We start from the raw sequence: 17390 nt of genomic DNA, 5'->3' as shown, positions 1-17390 counted from the left end.
AGAACTGCTAAACGCCGTGCCTGCCGATCCGCTACTGTGCCGGCATTGGATGCGGGGAACGGCAGGATGAGCGCGGCAGGCAAGGCGTTGTGGTACATCGAAACCCATGCGGACCAGCCATTGGCGCTGGCCGACATCGCCGCTGCGGCCGGCCTGTCGCCGTTTCATCTGTCACGCCTGTTCCAGGCCCGCACCGGCACCTCGGTGGTGCGCTACCTGCGCGGGCGCCGCCTGACCGCTGCCGCGCAGCGGTTGGCCAACGGCGCGGGCGACATCCTGCAGGTGGCGCTGGGGGCCGGCTACACCACCCATGCTGCCTTTACCCGTGCCTTCAGCGAACAGTTCGGGCAGACACCGGAACGGGTACGCGAACAGGGCACCGATGGGCTGACGCTGGTGCAGGCGATCCGCCTGGACGAGGCCCCGTCAGCCTGCATTGAAGCCCCCCGGCTGCTCGATACGCCCGCGTTCCAGGTGGCAGGCGTCGGCATGCGGCATACCCGCGACAGCAGCGGCGCGATTCCGGGCCAATGGGCCCAGCTCAACCGCGAGTGGCCGACGCCGGCACCGGTCAGCTTCGGCGTGTGCTGCAACAGTGATGACGATGGTGGCTTCGACTACATTGCGGCACTACCGGCAAGCGCGGTGCCGAGCGTGCCTGCGCACTGGCGACGCGTGGACATCCCGGCGCGCCGCTACCTGGTGGCTTGGCACGGCGGACACATCTCGGCCATCCGCTCGACCTGGTTCTGGTTGCTGGATCATTATCTCCCTGCGTCCAACCTGAGCCTTGCCGATGCGCCGGACCTGGAGCGCTACGACGCCCGGTTCGACGAGCACAGCGGCAACGGCGGCGTGGAGATCTGGCTGCCGGTGGAAGAACGTCCCCACTGACAAGGAGTTGAAGATGCGCATGACCGCTGCTGTGCTGGGAGGAATGCTGCTGGCGTTCGCGAGCGTCGGCGCCGCCCGCGAAAACGGCGTCGCCGGCGAGCGCCACGGCACGACGACGCTGGCCAGCGCCGCCGTGCGCGACGCAGGGCACCGCGACGCGCTGCGCTACACGGTCTGGTATCCGGCACAGGCCGGCAGCCGCGAAAACGCGCTGACCATCGGTCCACCCGACGCGCCGCTGTTCGACGTCGGCCGGTCGGCCAAGGATGCGCCGGTCGCGGGTGATCGCCTGCCGACCCTGCTGCTCTCGCATGGCAACGGCGGCAGCGCGCGCATGATGGGTTGGCTGGGCACGGCGCTGGCGCGGGCCGGGTATCTGGTGATTGCGGTGGATCATCCAGGCAACAACGGCGTTGACACCATGACCCTGCCCGGCAGCCTTCTGACCTGGTTGCGCGCCGATGACCTGCGTGCCGCACTGGCGGCCGTGCAAGCTGATCCGGTGCTGGGCCCGCATGTCGATCCTGAGCGCCTGGGGGTCGCCGGCTTCTCGGCCGGTGGCTACACCGCGCTGCTGGCAGCCGGTGCGCGACCGGACCTGCAGCGATTGCGGGACTTCTGCACCGCACATCCGGATGACGGCGTCTGCCGGCCCCAACAGGAGGCGGCAACGCACACGATGGAGGCGCGCGTTGCCGCTGCGGCGTCGCCCGAGCTGTCGCCATGGATGTCCCACGCCAACGACGCACGCGCCATTCCCGGCGTGCGCGCGGTGTTCCTGCTGGCGCCGGCAATCGTGCAGGCCTTTGCGCCCGAGCAGCTCTCCTCGCTGAAACAGCCGGTGTCGATCGTGCTGGGCCAGGCGGACACGGTCGCGCCACCACAGACCAATGGCGAGGCTGCGCGTGCGGTGATTGCGGGCGCTGCACTGCAGGTGCTGCCCGGTGTCGGCCATTACGATTTCCTCGCCGCATGCACCCCGGCCGGACAACAGCGGCTGCAGGACCTGTGCAGCACATCGGTGCCGAAGGCGCAGACCCACGCGCAGGCAGCGGACGCGGCAATACGGTTCTTCAACCATTCGCTGCGCTAGTGGCCGCCGGGCATCGCCCGGCGCTACAGTGGGCGCGTCCACGGAGAATCGATCATGCGCCTGCTGCACCTCACTCTGCCGGTATCCGACGTCGCTTCCGTGGCCACATATTTCCACGATGTGCTGCAGCAGCGCGTGGTCGGCAACCATGTGCACGTCGGCTGGAGCACCCTCGAACTTCAGCCTGCGGCGGGGCGTCCGGTGGGTGGCGTGCATCTGGCCTTCAACGTGCCGGACAACCGCTTCAGCGAGGCAATGACGTGGTTGCGTGAGCGCACGCCGCTGCAGCGCAATCCGGCGGGGCTGGACTACTTCGCGCTGGAGAGCAGCTGGCAGTCGCAGTCGGTGTACTTCACCGGCCCGGACGGCCTGATCCTTGAACTGATCGGCCGCCGTCGCCTGCCGGCCAGCGCTCGCGAAGGCGTGTTCCATGGCAGCGAGCTGACCTGCCTGAGCGAAGTCGGCCTGCCCAGCCGCGATGTCGACGCCGTACGCGAACTGTCCAACCAACGTTTCGGCCTGCAGCCGATCAGCCCGGCTTCGCCGCAGTTCGCACCGATGGGCGACGACGAGGGCCTGCTGATCGTGGTCGCGGCCGATCGACGGTGGTTTCCCGAGCAGAAGGACCTGCCCAATGCGCAGGGGCTGTTGCTGCAGGTGGGCGACGTGGCTGGCCCCGGTGTCGTGGAGGACGTTGTGCTCGGCTGGCGGGTACAGGCAGCCTGAACTACCAGCTGCCCGACGCACCACCTCCGCCGCTGCGGCCGCCGCCTCCGGACCAGCTGCTGGAGCTGCTCGCAGACGAACTTGACGACGGGCAGCTGGACGCGCTGCGGTGGCCGACGGATGATCTGCGGCTGCCGCGTGCCTTCTCACCGGGCAGCATGGTGAAAATCCAGGCGAAGTACAGCACGACCGTGCCGGCACTCCACCCGATCGTCGCGGCAAGGCGTGCCACCGGGTCGGCGCGATCAATGGCCAGCAGTGCGAAGAGCACGTAGCCAGCGGTCAGCAGCAAGAGCACTGCGAACCTCACCCCGAAGCTGCTGCGGTCCTTGTGCCAGCGCGCGCGGCACGCCTGCACGAGGAAGAACAGCAGCATGGCTACGATGCCTGCCGCCAGGTCCAGCAACGTGTGCAGGGCCAGACTGGGCGGCAACTGGCCACGCAGCATCATCACCACCAAGAGCCCCGAACGGACCCCGAGCATGCCGAGCAGCACCACGCGCACACCTCGGCTGCGGCGCCAGCACCAGCCAAGCAGGCTCGCCACCGGTACGCACAACGCCAATACGAGGCAGACCGCTGCCAATGCCTGGCGTGGCGCCCACATAGCCGCCGACAGCAGACCCGCGGCTACCACAGCCGTCACCAGCAGCGGGCGACCCCAGGCCGGCAATCGCTTCGGGCGCGCCTGCGGCGTGGTGACCTCGCGTGGCGCTCCACGCTGGCGCTCGCGATGCCTGCGTGCGAGGTCGTCCGGCATCCTGGCCGCGGGCGCCGAGGGCGGTGAGCGCCACAGACCCGCAAGGAAGCCGGCCAGCAGCGTCAGTGCAACCACGGAGTCCGCGCTGCGCCAACCGGCCGGCAGCACGTCGCGCATCGATGGCGCTTCCCAGGCCGGCAGGTCCTCGCCATCGATCAGCGCGACCACGACCTTCGTTCCATCCAGCAGGCCCTGGTCAAGGTCGCCATCGCGGAAACGCGGCACGATCGCCTTGTCGATGATGCGGGCGGCATAGGCATCTGGAATCGCGCCCTCCAGACCGTAACCGGTCTGGATGCGTACACGGCGGTCCTGCACGGCCACGAGCAGCAGCACGCCATCGTCAACGCCTTCGCGGCCCAACTGCCACTGGTCGAACACCCGCTGCGCGTAGGCCTCGATGCCCTCGTCGCCAGCATGGTCGACCACCAGCACCTGCAGCTGCGCGCCGGTGCGCGCCTGCAACTTGAGGGCCTGCGTGCGCAGTATGTCGCGGGTATCCGCCGAAAGTGCGTTGGCGGCGTCCACCACCGGGTCATCCAGCGCAGGGACCGCAGCACCGGCCATCACCACCATCGGCAACAGGCACAACAGCATCAACAGCCATGCCTTGACCCGGGTGCACGTCATCCTGCGCAGCATCTTCACGTGCCCTGCCCTGCCTCGATCCGCGCATGCAGCGCCTGCAGCTGCGCGACCGTCTGGTTGAACACCTGCAGATCAGCATCAACCAGCGCCGGCCAATCGGGCGCGTGCCCCAGCAACTGCGCCACCTGCTCGGTCGGCGCACGATCAAAGCCTTCACCCAGCACCGCGAGATAGCGTTCACGGAACCCTGCCGGGTCGCGTTGATCCTGCACGAACAGCTGCACGGCCAGCAGCCCTGCATAGAGGTAGTTCACCAGATAGTTGGGGTCGTCATACATCAGGCGCTTGCCGATCCAGCCGTTGCACAGCTGCGGATAGCGCTCCGGGTCCTGACCGAAGCGCGCCAGCACCCGGCCGGTCAACGCGTCCAGGTCATCGGCGGTACCCAGCGTGTTGTCCGCCACGCCCTCGTAGATCGACTGCTCCAGCTGCGCCTCTTCGGAAGACGTGAACAGCTGCAGCACCATATCGTCCAGCAGTGACTTCAGGTAATAGGCCTTGGCCCGCGGGTCCTCTGCCTGCTGGTACAGCTGGTCGCGGAAGCGCAGTTCGTTGTAGATGGCAAAGGCCTCGGTCAGCCACTGGCTGCCATTGCGCTGCAGCGGCGAGGCATGGCCGCGCTGCATCCACTCACCGTGCATGGCATGACCGGCTTCATGGGCGATCTCGACATCGCTTTCCAGATCACCACGGCGCACGCCAACGAACAGCATTGCCGGCACGCCGGGAGCGCTTACCGAGAACGCGTCCTGGCTGCGGTCACCACGTTCGGTGGCCAGATCCATGCGCCGGTTGGCCGGATCGAGCAGCGCACGCAGCTCACTGACGTATGCCGGCCCCAGGTGCTGCATGGCATCGGCGGCATTGTCGCGCAGCTGCGCCAGCGTCAGTACCGGCGGCATATAGCCGGCATCGGGCAACGTGGTATCCCAGAGCTGCGGCGCATCGATGCCTGAACGCGCGGCGTGGCGCAGCAGCATGTCCTGGTAGGCGCGACGGTCCCGTGCATGGCGTTCGATCGCCTGCAGCGTAGCATCCACCGCCGATGCATCCAGGCCCATGCGCTGGTAGCCCCGCGCCGGTGCAGAACCATCGCCCTGCAGGCGCGCGGCGGCATCGTTCACCTGCACCAGGCCCAGCAGCACCGAGGCCATCGGCTCGCGGCGCGAGTGCAGGCCCTGCCAGTAACCCTTCCAGCCCGCTTCCCGCAACGCGCGGTCCCGCTGCTGGGCCAGTGCCTGCTTGTCGTGCCCGGTGTCCCAGTGCCGACCATCACGCTCGATCTGCGGGTACTCGGCACTGCGCAGGATCTGCCCACGCAGCCGTGCGAAACTGTCCAGCGCCGGATCGGCCAGGGCCTCCACGGCCTCATCCAGTGCGGTACTGGCCGGTGCTGCGGCGTCCTTCAGCGCACGCGCGCGCAGGAAGGCATACGGTGCTGCCCACGCCGCGTCTGCGGGCGCTTCGCGCAGCGCCGCGCGGCCGGTGTGGGCGATGCGGCTGCACAGCCCCATCACCTGGTCCAGCGCCTGCGTCGGGCGATGGTCACGGGCGTTGCGTGCGGCCTGCAGATGCAGATAGCTGTGATGGCGCAGGCACTGCGCCTGCAGTGCCTCGGCCTGATGGAAGCGTTGCGCAGGTGCAAGCGCGGAAGCCTGCTGCAGGGCCTCGACACGCTTGCCCAGCTCGCCGCGCGCGGCCTGTTCGGCTGCCGCACTGGCGAAGTAGGCGCTATCGTCGGCCGGCAGCGACTGCGCCTGGACGCCGGTGAAGGGTGCCATCGCCAGCATGACAGTCATGGTGGCGGTGATGGTGCACATCCTGCGAGCCTGCATCGGCGTCTCCTTGCCTGGATCAGGCTCCGAGCCTAGCAGCCCCCGCCCGGCCGCGCCTGTGCCGGGACAGGCATCAGATCGACTCATCCTCGCGCTTGACCAGCGTCCAGCAGGGCGACTGCGCGAAGGTGTAGGTCTGCTGGTCGCTGCTGTCCGGCGTGCGGATCTGTACCTGTCGTTGCCCATCGGCCAGCGTGCTGACCTGCATCTCGCGGCCCTGCCCGGCCAACGCGGCGGGATCGGGCATCACCGGCCACTCGACATCGGCCAGCGCCAGGCGGCTTTCCACCTTGCGCGGTTCCGGCTCGGCCTCGGCATCGATGTAGCTGTCCAGCAGCGGATCGGCGGTGGCCTTTTCCTGCAGCGCGATCTCGTTGCCGAAGTGCTTCAGGAACGCATCGAACTGCGAGTAGGGGCATTCACCGCTGGCAGGCACCGGTGCGGGCTGGACCGCTGCCGCCGTGGACGACGGCGCGGGATGTGCAGGCGCCACTTCCGTGGGCGTCACCTGGGGCTCGGGCGTGCAGGCAACCAGGGCCACGCCACAGGCAAGCATCAGCACGGCAGCGGAACGGTTTCGACGCATGGGCTCATCCTGAATCCGGTTGGGTCGTCCCATGCTACCGCGCGCCCTACAATTCCGGCACTCCGCCTGTCCGAGACTCTCCATGCGTCGCCTCCTGCTCATGATCGGCCTGCTGTTGCCCGCCCTGTGGCCAGCGCTGGCGATGGCCGTCGATGTCCACGAAGGCGATCTGCTGTTCGTCACCGCCGGCCGCAGCGGCCTCAGTGCGGCCATCGACGATGCCACCGGCAAGCAGGGCGCGCCCAGCTTCGATCACGTCGCCTTGGTCGCTTCCACGCCGAAGGGCTGGGAGGTATTGCATGCGGACGAGAAAGGATCGCGCCGGCAATCGCTGGTCGAGTTCCGCCAGGACGCCCGGGCCAAGCAGCGGCAGATCGTGGTCTATCGCCTGCGGGCACCGCAGCAGGCGGCGATCAAGGATGCGGTCGCCACCGCGCGCATGATGCTGGGCAAGCCGTACAACACGTCGTATGTGTTGAACGAGGACAGCTACTACTGTTCCGACTTCATCGAGCGTGCGTTCCGTGCGCACCATGTGTTCGCGCTGCAGCCGATGAACTTCCGCAATCCGCAGACCGGGCAGATCGCACAGCATTGGGTCGATCTGTACCGCGGCATGGGCATGGAGGTGCCGCAGGATCAGCCCGGCACCAATCCCAATGACATGTCGGCCGCGCCGGTGCTGCAACGCATCGGCGTGCTGGAATAAGCGAAGCCCCGCGCGCGGCGGGGCTTCGGGGGTTGCCCAGGGTGGGTACCGACGTCACTCTTCCTCGTCCTGCCCACCTTGCTGCTGATTGCGCTGGTTGCGCTGCTGCTGTTCCTGCTGCTGTTGCTGCTGCTGGTCGCGGCCACGGCCCTGCTGCTGATCCTGCTGGTTCTGCTGGCCCTGCTGCTTCTGGTTCGGGTTCTGGTTCTGCTGTGCCATGTCCGATCTCCAAAGCCACGCGCGGAATGCGGTGGACGGGGCCATCGTCTGCAGCGAAGAGTTAATCGCGCGTTGGCGGACGGCTACACCTGTGTGTACGCGCGTGAATGAACACGCGAAAGTCCTTGCGGCACAAGCCGCTGAAGGATTCATGCGGGTTCGGCATGTCCTCATGCCATCCTCAGCGTTGCTCGTATTCATGGCGCTCGCAGCCGGAAACACGCGCTGAACGAGGCTGGTTTCCCGGCGCGTGCAGGGAAGACAGCTCTGCATTCATGGCATCACCGGTGGCACATACGCCAGGGTCATGCCCAGCAGCCACAACAGGCCCAGCACCAGCGGGATGTGCACCAGCAATTGGATGAAGGTGAAGCCCACGATGTCGCGTGCCTTCAGGCCCAGCACGCCCAGCAGCGGCAGCATCCAGAACGGGTTGATCAGGTTGGGCAGGGCTTCGGCCGCGTTGTAGACCTGCACCGCCCAGCCCAGGTGCGCCTTCAGTTCGTTGGCGGCCTGCATCACGTACGGCGCCTCGATGATCCACTTGCCGCCACCGGACGGCACGAAGAAGCCCAGCACGGCCGAATAGACGCCCATCACCAGCGCGAACGAATCGGTGCTGGCCACGTGCACGAACAGGCTCGACAGCCGGTGCGCCAGGGTCTGCCCGTCACCGCCAGCGGCGTGGGTGAGGATCATCGCGATGCCGCCGTACAGCGGGAACTGGATCAGCACGCCGGTGGTACTCGGCACCGCCTTGGCCACCGCGTTGAGGAAGCTGCGCGGGCGCCAGTGCAGCAGCAGGCCCAACGAGATGAACAGGAAGTTGTAGGTATTGAGGTTGGCGATGGCGGTGATCACCGGCTTGTTGGCGAACTCGTTGAACAGCCAGCCGAACGCCAGCAGCGAGAGCAGCACGGTCAGGAGGGGGCTGTATTCCAGCCATTCGCCCGGGCGCGTGCGTCGCTGCAGCGGTTCCGGCTCGGCCTGTGCAGCACCGGGGAACGCCTCGGCGGTACGCGCACTACCCGCCGCGGGTGCCGTCAGCCAGGCGATCAGCAGCGAGACCAGGATCAGCACCGAGGTCAGCGCGATCGACTGCCACAGGAAGATGGTTTCGGTGAACGGCAGCACGCCGGTGATCTCCACCAGCCCCGGCGGCATGCTGGCCGGGTTGGCCTGCAGCTGTGCGGCCGAGGAACTGAGCCCCATTGCCCACACCGCACCCAGGCCGAGGTACGCCGAAGCACCGGCGGCGCGGTAGTCCATGCGCAGTTCGGTACGACGGGCCAGCGCACGCACCAGCAGGCCACCGAACACCAGCGAGAACCCCCAGCTGAGCAGCGAGGCGAGCATGCTGACCAGGCCCACGTACACCACCGCACCGCGGCCGGTACGCGGCACCCGGGCGAGGAAATCGATGAAGCGTGCGACCACCGGCGCCGTCGCCACGGCGTAGCCACCGATGACCACGAAGGCCATCTGCATGGTGAAGGGAATCAGGCTCCAGAAGCCGTCACCGAAGGCGCTGGCGGTGGCCTGCGGGGTCGAGCCGAAGCCCATCGCGGCCAGCGCGACGATGACCACGCCCAGCACCGCGAACACATACGCGTCGGGGAACCACTTTTCCGCCCAGGCGGCCGAACGCAGCGCTGCGCGCGCCATCCAGCCGTCCTGTACTGCTGCCGTAGAGGCCATCGCCTACCCTCCCAGGTTCGATGGCCCGATTCTGGGCGGTGGGGTGCGGGCTGTCAGCCACCTATTGGTCGTAGGCGGCACAGAACGGTAGTGCCGGCCGCTGGCCGGCAATTTCCCAATCGGGATGGTCGTGCAGCCGGCCAGCGGCCGGCTCTACCAGATCCAGGCATCATCGCAGGTGGTGGAAGGCGGTGGTGCCGGCCGCTGGCCGGCAACCTCGGGATCGCGCACGGGTGCAGCCGGCCAGCGGCCGGCTCTACCAGATCCAAGCATCACCGCAGGTGGTGGAAGGCGGTAGTGCCGGCCGCTGGCCGGCAACTTCGGGATCGCGCACGGGCGCAGCCGGCCAGCGGCCGGCTCTACCAGGCCTTGGGATCAACGCAGCGCCAGGTCCACGGCGATGCCGGCAAACAGCGCGGCACCCACCCAGTTGTTGTGCAGGAACGCCTTGAAGCACGGGCCGCGTTCGCGGTTGCGGCAGATCCAGAACTCGTACACCACCAGCGCGGTGGCCACGGCCACGCCGGCCAGGTAGTACCCGCCCAGCCCGCCGCGCACGCCGACCAGCGCCATCGTGGCCAGGAACAGTGCGTACAGCACGCCCTGGATGACCAGGTCGAGATCACCGAACAGGATCGCGGTGGAGTGCGAGCCCATCTTCAGGTCGTCCTCGCGGTCGACCATGGCGTACCAGGTGTCGTAGGCGGTGGACCACAGGATGTTGCCGGCATACAGCAGCCAGCCCAGCATCGGCACCTCGCCCTGCACGGCGGCGAACGCCATCGGGATGCCCCAGCCGAACGACATTCCCAGGTAGACCTGCGGCAGATGGGTGTAGCGCTTCAGGTACGGATAGCTGGCAGCCAGGAACACGCCGATGAAGCTCAGGCCGATGGTCAGCCCGTTCAGGGTCAGCACCAGGCCGAACGCCACCAGCATCAGTACGGCGAACAGCGCCAGCGCGGCGCGGCCGCTGATCGCACCGGTGGCCAGCGGGCGCGCCTTGGTGCGCTCCACATGCGGGTCGAGCCAGCGGTCGGCGTAGTCGTTGATGACGCAACCGGCCGAGCGGGTCAGCCACACGCCGGCGGTGAACACGAACAGCGTCCACAGCGGCGGCAGGCCGCCCGCGGCCAGCCACAACGCCCACCAGGTGGGCCACAGCAGCAGCAGCGTGCCGATCGGGCGATCAGCGCGCATCAGACTCCAGTAATGCCGCCAACGCGGCGTCGCCGGCGACTGCGGCGAAGTGAGGGGGGTATCAGCCATGGCGATAGGATACTCCTGCCCCTCCGGCACGGCTTTGCCCGTGGGGGGAGATTTGTTCGGCGAAACTGGATAGAATGCCGGTCCCGCACCGCTTCATGGCGCTGCGATGCCCGCCCCGGCACCGGCCGACGGCGCGGCGGTTCTACAACGCGCCCGTAGCTCAGCCGGATAGAGTAGTGGCTTCCGAAGCCATTGGTCGGGGGTTCGAATCCCTCCGGGCGCGCCATTTTTCCTTCATTGCCTGTACGCAGTGTCCCAACTGGGCGATGCTGCGATGTCGCGAGGTGTCCGGCACGTCGCCAGGAATGTCAGGGAATGAACGTTGCCGAGCGATGCTCGCAACCGGCTGCATCCCGTACCACCATGGAGTACTCCTCACCCGCGCTGGATTGGCCGGGCAGGAACACGCCATCACCATCGAACAAAACGCTCTGCTGTTCACCCTGCCCGATCGACAGCCCGATCGCTCCCGGTGTGATTTCCTCAAGGATCACGTTGTAAGGTCGCCAGGCATCCTCGCCTTTACGCCTCATCTCTGCGCGAGCGGTCCTTGAGTTCAACCTGCGTCTCTCATCCACCCACAGCTGAAGCGGCTGATCAGCGTTGTGGGTGATCTGGAAGCGCCCGTAGGTCAGTCCGTCGACTCTCTCGGTGCCGACGTAGGTGAAATGGGCCGGTGGACACTTCGTGGTGCGGTTCGGATGCGCCGCACAGGATGTCAGTGCAACCACGAGGCAAAAGGCAGTCAGGCGCTTCATGGGTTCGAGGCCTGATGTGGGTTGTTGTCGCGGCGGCAAGCGGCAGTGAGGGCAACCAGCACTGCGCCCCAGAGCGGCGTGAGCAGCACGACGCTCATCACCGTCAGCGAAACCGGTACCTGCCAGAGCAGCGATGGCCTGAATCCGCTGAATCTATAGGCTTCCAGTACAAGCACCACGACCTGGGCCAGAAGGCCCGCGAGCAGCCCTAGGCCTGCCCCCTTGGCAAGCCGCTTGATCGTCAGGCGGCCCGCGGCGGGAACTCGTGCGCCAATTCCCAGCAACAGAAGGCTGACGGCATACAGCCAGAAGAAAACCTGATGTGAGTCGAAGGCGTAAAGCGCCCTGCCCACAAAGTGCAGGAACAGCCAGAGTGCTCCACACGACACCGCGTAGGCCAGCCCGTACCGAAGAATCTGCCTGGCTTTCATCTTGTACCTCTCCGAGGGCGTGCAGACCGATCGCGTTCTTTTGTGGAGGAGTGCGGGAGCTCATGCACCTTGCCTCCCGCTTGGCGCCCTACTCGCGCAACGCATCGCGCAGCGCTCGAGAGTACCTGCCTGCCTCCAGCGTTCGCAGCTGGGCCAGTGGAATCCGATACCTCCTGAACAGTGCGGCCAGTTCTCTTGCAAGCCCCTGGAGCGGAGCGCGTCGAACAATATTGATGAGACCTTTTCCAAGGTATCCAAATTCATCTTCATAATAGACGCCGAATTCGAGTTTCTTAAGGCCAGGCTGGCACTGAGAAGAAGATTGCGACTGCCGGCCCACAGCGGGCATCTGCGCCCCCCCAACAGTGGAGGTCATACGGAGAATATCTGAAAATCACTATCTGCATATTTCCCGCGCCCTGCCGAGAACTGCCGCACTTGCCCGTCCGACTTCGAGCTTCCGTATCAATCCAGCACATTCAGGCCGATCCCCAGTTTTCGCTCCATAGATCACGGGCTCACCCTTCCTATCTACTCCGTCCAAATAGAGCACTGCGCAATCACCAGCGATCGTACCAATGCGCACCGCACGAACCTTCTCGATACTGGCGTCTGGACCGGCTGCACCCTCGCACATCCCACCGTAATACGCACTACTCAGTTCCGCGTAGATGGGTTTCAGCTGCAGCTCCCCTAAGCGGTCATTCTCGCATGCGCTCAGGGCGAGCACACAGACGGACGCGACAGACAAAGCGCGCAGGAAGAAGCCTTTGGCATCGAGAGAACTCTTGAGCAACCCCGATTTCCTTTGACTGTTTTCCATTACCTCCCCAGAACGATCTGCTCGAACGCATTGGTCGCGCTGCGCCGATCTCCCTTGCGGTTGCTGAGCGCGCCATTGGTCGCACACCTGGCGTCATCCGCCAGGCAGTAGGCGGAGCTCGGCGCTTCAGCGCACTATAGCGCCGCCGAGCATCGACCGAATACGTTGGCGGGCTTCTCCCGAAGGCTCACGGCAACCACCCGTTGCTTCTGCTCACCGCAGCCCCCCATCACCCCGTACAGGATGAGAAGTCCCTTGTCGTTGACGTAGCCGATGAACTTGCCCCTACCTTCATCCGAAGCGGCCCTGACGAGATAGACGCTCTCCCCGGCCGCTGGCTTCAGGTCACTCAACGGCATTGGACCGATCTTCCCTTCAACCTCTGATGCCGATACCACGGCCAGCGAATGCTCCAACATCCACTCCGCAATGGCTGCTTCACTATCAGGATCAAGTATGGAAATGCGGTCAAGCGGCAGAGTCGTTGAATTGCTAGGGAAAATCGCATCGGACGAAACATCTACCCAGTCCGACTTCCATTCCGTATGTTGAAACTGGTGAATGCTGCAGCCCCCTAGCATTGGCAAGAGCAGCACCGCTGCACGCAAGATACCAGCCTTCGGCATAGACATGAAAGCCCCAGAAAGGGCCGGCCAAATGCTAATTATCATCTGCAACCCGTTCTGCAAAATGATCTATGATTTGTACCTCGTGCCCAAGATGGCATGTCATTTCTTGACTTCCCTATCATGGGCTGGCGCTTGGCGTGTCGCTACTCTGCCCCGGGTTTGCGGCAGCGTGCGTAGTCGAAACACCCGGCCTGCGCGCATAACTGTAATCGGGATCCCGGCAAGCGCGCACGATCGGACTTCGTGCGTGCCTGATCACGCCGGGGAACCAGCACAGCACCAGCACTACCAGACAGATCATTCCCAGCCGTGCCCATTCACCCGCGACACCGGCCCCGACCAGCGGCAATGCCGCCACCAGGATGATGACCTGTGCGTACAGAAGATAGAACGTGTACGTGCCCAACCGCGGGTCTGAACGAAGCTCGACGTGACACCCCCGGCAGGACGTCTTCGCTTGACGCTTTCCAGCAGATCGCAGCGGAAAGCGCTGCCCGCTAGCGCCACAAAGTGGGCAGATGAAGGTCATCAGGCGCATCGGTAGAACCTCTTTTCAGAAGTTTCCATCACCAGGCTCCATCTGCGGTGTCGACCATACGCACCGCATCATCAAACCTCGGGTCCTGGCACATCATTTCCAGTGGTGTCCGATCAAGCTCATTCCCTGCGTGCGGGTCTGCACCACACCAGAGGAGATAAGCCGCTGCCGCGACGCTGCCATGTGCCACCGCACTTGCCAGCGGCGTCAGATCAAGATCACCACGCACATCGATGTTGGTCACGAAGGGCATCAATGCGCTGCGGAGGGCCACATCGTTGTAATAGGCCACCACATGCAGGGGCGTGTCCTCATAGGCCCTTGGGTCTCCGGACAAGTCAGCACCGCGTCGCCGAAGTCAGTGTCGACACCGAGCCGGGAAAGCAGTTCGCTGAGTACAGGATCGATGATGTTCATCGGGCTGCACGCACGGTAGAGCCCATTGCGTTGGCCCGATGGTGATCCGTCCTGTAATCCATCTCTCTGTCAGATCCCTGTCGACCTACAAGCCAGGCGGTGCGTGCGTCTTGGAGCGATGCATTCGACAGATCAAGAATCATGATTTGACCGGGATCAACCGGCTTTCCCAAGTCCCCTCTACTAGAAGTGCAATTTCTGCGCCGACAGAGGCCTCAATGAAGACCAAGGTGTCGCCATCGACAATTTCCCGGGCAGCCACTGGGTCTAGACCAAGGAGAAAGCAACACCGCTGGAATTCAAAGGAATCATCCTTTCGATGGAAGACCTTGAGATCGAGTACGACATTCTGGCTAGAGAAGCCATCAATGCTCGCCTTCCTGACTCGGCCAAAGACCAAATCATAGGATCCCTGCACAGAGTCATCAAACAGAGAAACAGTCACTCCGGACACCGGATCAAGACGAATTCCGGTCATCTTGAAATCATGGATAGTGATACCCATCGGCTCATCTCCTTGGCCAATCACTTGACGGATCCATACGTCGCGCGTGAACTTCCAGGTGGAATCTATTGATTGGATTTTACGTTCTTAAGAACAATTGCCACAAACATGCCGCAGATCAGGAGCGAACCCAGCGCCAGAGGCAACATTACAAAATAATCGCCCCTCTCAAGGTGACCAATCGCATACACCTTCAATGCGAGATAGGACGATGACCTCAGAAAAATTAGCGAAAAAAACAGCAAACCGAGCCAATTCAGTATTCTATTGCGCATATGCATATCATCTCAATTATCTGCAATTGCACCCAGACCCACCCCAAACATCCTTCACCACCTTCATGGCATCCTTGTCAGTAGCTACGCGTTGCAGCAGTTCTGGTGTGACCTGAAGGCAACTGCTCAATGTGAAGCCGAATGACAACAGCTCTCCCGCATTCGCGCCAAATACCACAGCAATCCCCCGCCGCCTCGGTGTAGGTGGATTCTCTTCCCTTTCCATCCTGTGCGGTTTGTATCGCTGATACTCCATCGTACGCCGTTGCCACACCATTCACCATTACCAGAAATCCGGGGATTGCAACTTCGGGCTGCAGAGACAAAACACCGGCAATGGTGACTCCTGCGCCATTCACAGCTTCCAAGCCTCCAAAGGTGAGGCCTGCCACACCGAACGTTATGCTTAGGTAGTCAACGCACTCGTCGCAGGGACACATACCAAGTTGATCTACCAAAGACGACGGGACGCCACCTGCGTATCCGAAAGTGCTGATCTAGCTCCGGTATACCGGGGCCCGGCACATTGATCAACGCCACCGGGTAGTTGTCCAGCCAGATGGCCTGCCGTTGCGCTTGGCCCGTGCCCGAATAGTTCCCCAGCCACTACCCAGCCTCGTCGTACAACGTGATCTGTGCTGCGCCACTAGCCTGAGTACACAGTACGCGTCACCGCGGTGGTTGTAGCTGCCGGTGCTGGTGGTATTGCCCACTGCGTCATGGTTGCGCGCTTCGCCATCCACCGCAGTCACGATGGCCGGTTGCGGGACCGCTCCGAGGTGCCCTGCCATCACTGTGTCTTCCCAACCTGGCTGGGGTACGCCCTGGCCCACATCCAACTAGGTAATTCACGCAGTGGCAGCTCCTGTTTCGCCACAGTCTCCAACTTGATGATCTCAGTTTCGCCTCGTTTAGTTAACTCTAGTCCGCGCTCCTCGCGGTTTCCGGGCAGCATGACCTCGGGTTTACTGCTGCCCTTAGCTCCCGTATTCCATCCCGCACATATCCTATGTGACCCAGATGGCAAACCTTCAGCACGTAACGAGTCTTGTCCGGATAGACATATCCAACAACCGGAACCGGAGTAGTACTTGTACCAATTACGGCACCCCCCTCTGCCGAATCATAGACTTCGATCACGCCCTCCGGCACAACTTCCCTGCCCTTGCGATCGCAAGAGGTGATAGTGAAGACTGAGCAGATAAAAATAATAGGAATAAATTTCATCATCTTTGCCCGCGCTGAATGGTTGAGTCATCAGACATCCACCAAAGCAGGTGGTTTATTGATTCCGGAAGATTCATTTTCGCGGGCTGAAGCTCCTTGCCAATCTCCCGCATGCACTTCCGCAACGGCCTCCCGCAGTTATGACTTATTGCACTGCACTCCCCCTGCGGCCTCGCGGGCCATGCCGATAGCGAAGCTGCCAAGCGTAGTCATAAGGCGTTCGAGCGTTACCCATGGCAGCCTAACCTGATGTGGCAGCACGTTGTACCCGCCGCCACACCTCATCCGACATCGAGTTCTTCCACGTCTGAGCGAGGAGATCCCGAAGAGACGGGTCGTGTTTTGCCAAGCGTTCAACCCTCTCGATCTCGGTTTCGCCGTGGGCAACCAGGTAGTCCTCCAAAGGTCCGGCAGCAAGATTGGAAAGTAGGTGCGCATCTACATCCATCCGCCTGACAGCCTCAATGAATTTCCAACCTTCGCCAGGATCTCGCTGGATGATGTCATCAACTTCATCCAGCCCGCCTGTGAGCGGATCCCGCTCAATCGCATCGATTGCGAGCCGATTAAAATTGACCCAAGCTTCAGCTATTTTTTCCACGCGCTCTTTATCAAACATTATGTATATCTCAAATTGGTTGAGCCATAGTCACCCATTGCCAAGCCTCATTGCTATAACCTGCACAGCGCTTTGCTGCAGAATCAGCAAGCAATCGCCTCAACCGCGCCTGCTTGTTTTGAAGTTGCTGCACATGCCCATCTATTGACATACGACCGGTAGCCGGAAGCCCACGCCCATCCTCTGCGCACCATGTGAGCCTGGGGACTTAGTGGGTAGCTGGACGTTGCTAGCCCTCAATCGGCAAGTGACCTCTCTCTCCCTATCGTTTACTACCGCATCGTTGAGCTGCTATGCGGGCCGCTCGCTCAAGTTCAGAGTCCGCGGCTCTCACCCCCTTCAACGCGGCACTCTTGAGCCATGCGTATGCCTCACTTGATGACGCGCAGTCCTTCTTGTCCTTCAACATGAAGAACACGTTGTACTGTGCAATCGGGTGCCCCAGTGCTGCGGCATAGACAAGCCACATGTGGGAGCTGCCAGCCGTGCCTCTGCCCTCAAAGTGGCGTGAGATTCGAAACGCTGCCTCAGCGTCGCCCGCGTCTGCGCGGCCAGTCAACGCAAGTAGCTGCTTATCATCAAGCTCAGCGCCACTATCCGTCGCGATCGAGCCGTCAAGCTCAACCACCGGCCTTTCCGGCTGAGGGGGCACCTGCGCATTTACATACCCTGCACCCACCAGATACAGGAGAAGACCAGTCTTCTTGAACATGCTCATTTGACCCCACCCT

Annotated in this window: 17 protein-coding genes, 1 tRNA gene and 1 pseudogene; 5 read left to right on the top strand and 14 right to left on the bottom strand. The window is 63.6% G+C overall.

Annotated elements, in window-relative coordinates; translation table 11 throughout:
- Nucleotides 1-66 precede the first annotated feature (66 nt).
- Genes VG561_RS13515 through VG561_RS13505 form a run of 3 tightly spaced genes read left to right on the top strand, consistent with a single transcriptional unit; the run spans nt 67 to nt 2713 of the window.
- On the top strand, nt 67-894 hold the full coding sequence (locus VG561_RS13515) for an AraC family transcriptional regulator (RefSeq protein ID WP_197561240.1): 828 nt from the start codon (nt 67-69) through the stop codon (nt 892-894).
- Between the two features lie 13 nt (nt 895-907).
- The gene (locus VG561_RS13510) at nt 908-1987 is read left to right on the top strand and encodes an alpha/beta hydrolase family protein (RefSeq protein WP_423179678.1); all 1080 of its coding nucleotides are present in this window, start codon (nt 908-910) and stop codon (nt 1985-1987) included.
- 54 nt (nt 1988-2041) lie between these two features.
- On the top strand, nt 2042-2713 hold the full coding sequence (locus tag VG561_RS13505) for a VOC family protein (protein WP_169411277.1): 672 nt from the start codon (nt 2042-2044) through the stop codon (nt 2711-2713).
- Between the two features lies 1 nt (nt 2714).
- Here the strand turns inward: VG561_RS13505 and VG561_RS13500 are convergent, their stop codons facing one another.
- The 3 genes from VG561_RS13500 to VG561_RS13490 all read right to left on the bottom strand — a co-directional run bounded on the left by VG561_RS13500 (nt 2715) and on the right by VG561_RS13490 (nt 6542).
- Nucleotides 2715-4115 (bottom strand): TPM domain-containing protein, encoded by a 1401-nt coding sequence (locus tag VG561_RS13500; protein ID WP_423179690.1) that lies wholly within the window; start codon nt 4113-4115, stop codon nt 2715-2717.
- Nucleotides 4116-4117: 2 nt separating this feature from the next.
- A complete protein-coding gene (locus tag VG561_RS13495) occupies nt 4118-5956 on the bottom strand; it encodes a M3 family metallopeptidase (protein ID WP_169411275.1) in 1839 nt (612 codons plus the stop codon).
- 73 nt (nt 5957-6029) lie between these two features.
- Nucleotides 6030-6542, bottom strand: a complete 513-nt coding sequence (locus VG561_RS13490; protein WP_032958753.1) for a hypothetical protein — start codon at nt 6540-6542, stop codon at nt 6030-6032.
- 82 nt (nt 6543-6624) lie between these two features.
- Between VG561_RS13490 and VG561_RS13485 the strand changes: the two genes are divergently transcribed.
- Nucleotides 6625-7251: a YiiX/YebB-like N1pC/P60 family cysteine hydrolase gene (locus tag VG561_RS13485; protein ID WP_053495303.1), complete on the top strand. Its 627-nt coding sequence runs from the start codon at nt 6625-6627 to the stop codon at nt 7249-7251.
- A gap of 54 nt (nt 7252-7305) precedes the next feature.
- Here the strand turns inward: VG561_RS13485 and VG561_RS13480 are convergent, their stop codons facing one another.
- The 3 genes from VG561_RS13480 to ubiA form a co-directional block, all read right to left on the bottom strand.
- Complete coding sequence (locus VG561_RS13480) at nt 7306-7470, bottom strand: hypothetical protein (RefSeq protein ID WP_005414774.1); 165 nt, start codon at nt 7468-7470, stop codon at nt 7306-7308.
- A gap of 273 nt (nt 7471-7743) precedes the next feature.
- Nucleotides 7744-9168, bottom strand: coding sequence for a short-chain fatty acid transporter (locus VG561_RS13475; protein WP_181454184.1), 1425 nt, complete (start codon nt 9166-9168; stop codon nt 7744-7746).
- A 375-nt stretch (nt 9169-9543) separates the two neighbouring features.
- Nucleotides 9544-10437: a 4-hydroxybenzoate octaprenyltransferase gene (gene ubiA, locus VG561_RS13470; protein ID WP_005411493.1), complete on the bottom strand. Its 894-nt coding sequence runs from the start codon at nt 10435-10437 to the stop codon at nt 9544-9546.
- A 149-nt stretch (nt 10438-10586) separates the two neighbouring features.
- On the opposite strand from ubiA, the gene VG561_RS13465 reads away from it, so the two are divergent.
- Nucleotides 10587-10663, top strand: a tRNA-Arg gene (locus tag VG561_RS13465).
- 82 nt (nt 10664-10745) lie between these two features.
- On the opposite strand, the gene VG561_RS13460 is transcribed toward VG561_RS13465, so the two are convergent.
- The 8 genes and pseudogenes from VG561_RS13460 to VG561_RS13425 form a co-directional block, all read right to left on the bottom strand.
- Nucleotides 10746-11195, bottom strand: a complete 450-nt coding sequence (locus VG561_RS13460) for a hypothetical protein (protein ID WP_053495183.1) — start codon at nt 11193-11195, stop codon at nt 10746-10748.
- Entirely contained in the window at nt 11192-11626 is a 435-nt protein-coding gene (locus tag VG561_RS13455) for a hypothetical protein (protein WP_046433006.1), read from the bottom strand. The genes VG561_RS13460 and VG561_RS13455 overlap by 4 nt, the downstream gene beginning before the upstream one ends.
- 957 nt (nt 11627-12583) lie before the next feature.
- Nucleotides 12584-13081, bottom strand: coding sequence for a hypothetical protein (locus tag VG561_RS13450; protein WP_423179677.1), 498 nt, complete (start codon nt 13079-13081; stop codon nt 12584-12586).
- Nucleotides 13082-13644: 563 nt separating this feature from the next.
- Nucleotides 13645-13908 (bottom strand): hypothetical protein, encoded by a 264-nt coding sequence (locus VG561_RS13445; RefSeq protein WP_164077373.1) that lies wholly within the window; start codon nt 13906-13908, stop codon nt 13645-13647.
- Nucleotides 13909-14172: 264 nt separating this feature from the next.
- On the bottom strand, nt 14173-14538 hold the full coding sequence (locus VG561_RS13440; protein WP_111205652.1) for a hypothetical protein: 366 nt from the start codon (nt 14536-14538) through the stop codon (nt 14173-14175).
- 773 nt (nt 14539-15311) lie between these two features.
- A pseudogene (locus tag VG561_RS13435) lies at nt 15312-15608 on the bottom strand (hypothetical protein); the annotation flags it as partial.
- 673 nt (nt 15609-16281) lie between these two features.
- Nucleotides 16282-16659, bottom strand: a complete 378-nt coding sequence (locus tag VG561_RS13430) for a DUF6869 domain-containing protein (protein ID WP_134967363.1) — start codon at nt 16657-16659, stop codon at nt 16282-16284.
- A gap of 262 nt (nt 16660-16921) precedes the next feature.
- Complete coding sequence (locus VG561_RS13425; RefSeq protein ID WP_164077372.1) at nt 16922-17377, bottom strand: hypothetical protein; 456 nt, start codon at nt 17375-17377, stop codon at nt 16922-16924.
- Nucleotides 17378-17390: the final 13 nt, after the last annotated feature.

Origin of the sequence: Stenotrophomonas sp. CASM110 (assembly GCF_049384345.1) — a bacterium.
In the GTDB taxonomy this organism is placed as follows: Bacteria; Pseudomonadota; Gammaproteobacteria; order Xanthomonadales; family Xanthomonadaceae; genus Stenotrophomonas; species Stenotrophomonas muris.
The sequence above is the reverse complement of the archived record's forward strand: the minus strand, read 5'-3'. Positions and strand labels throughout refer to the sequence as shown.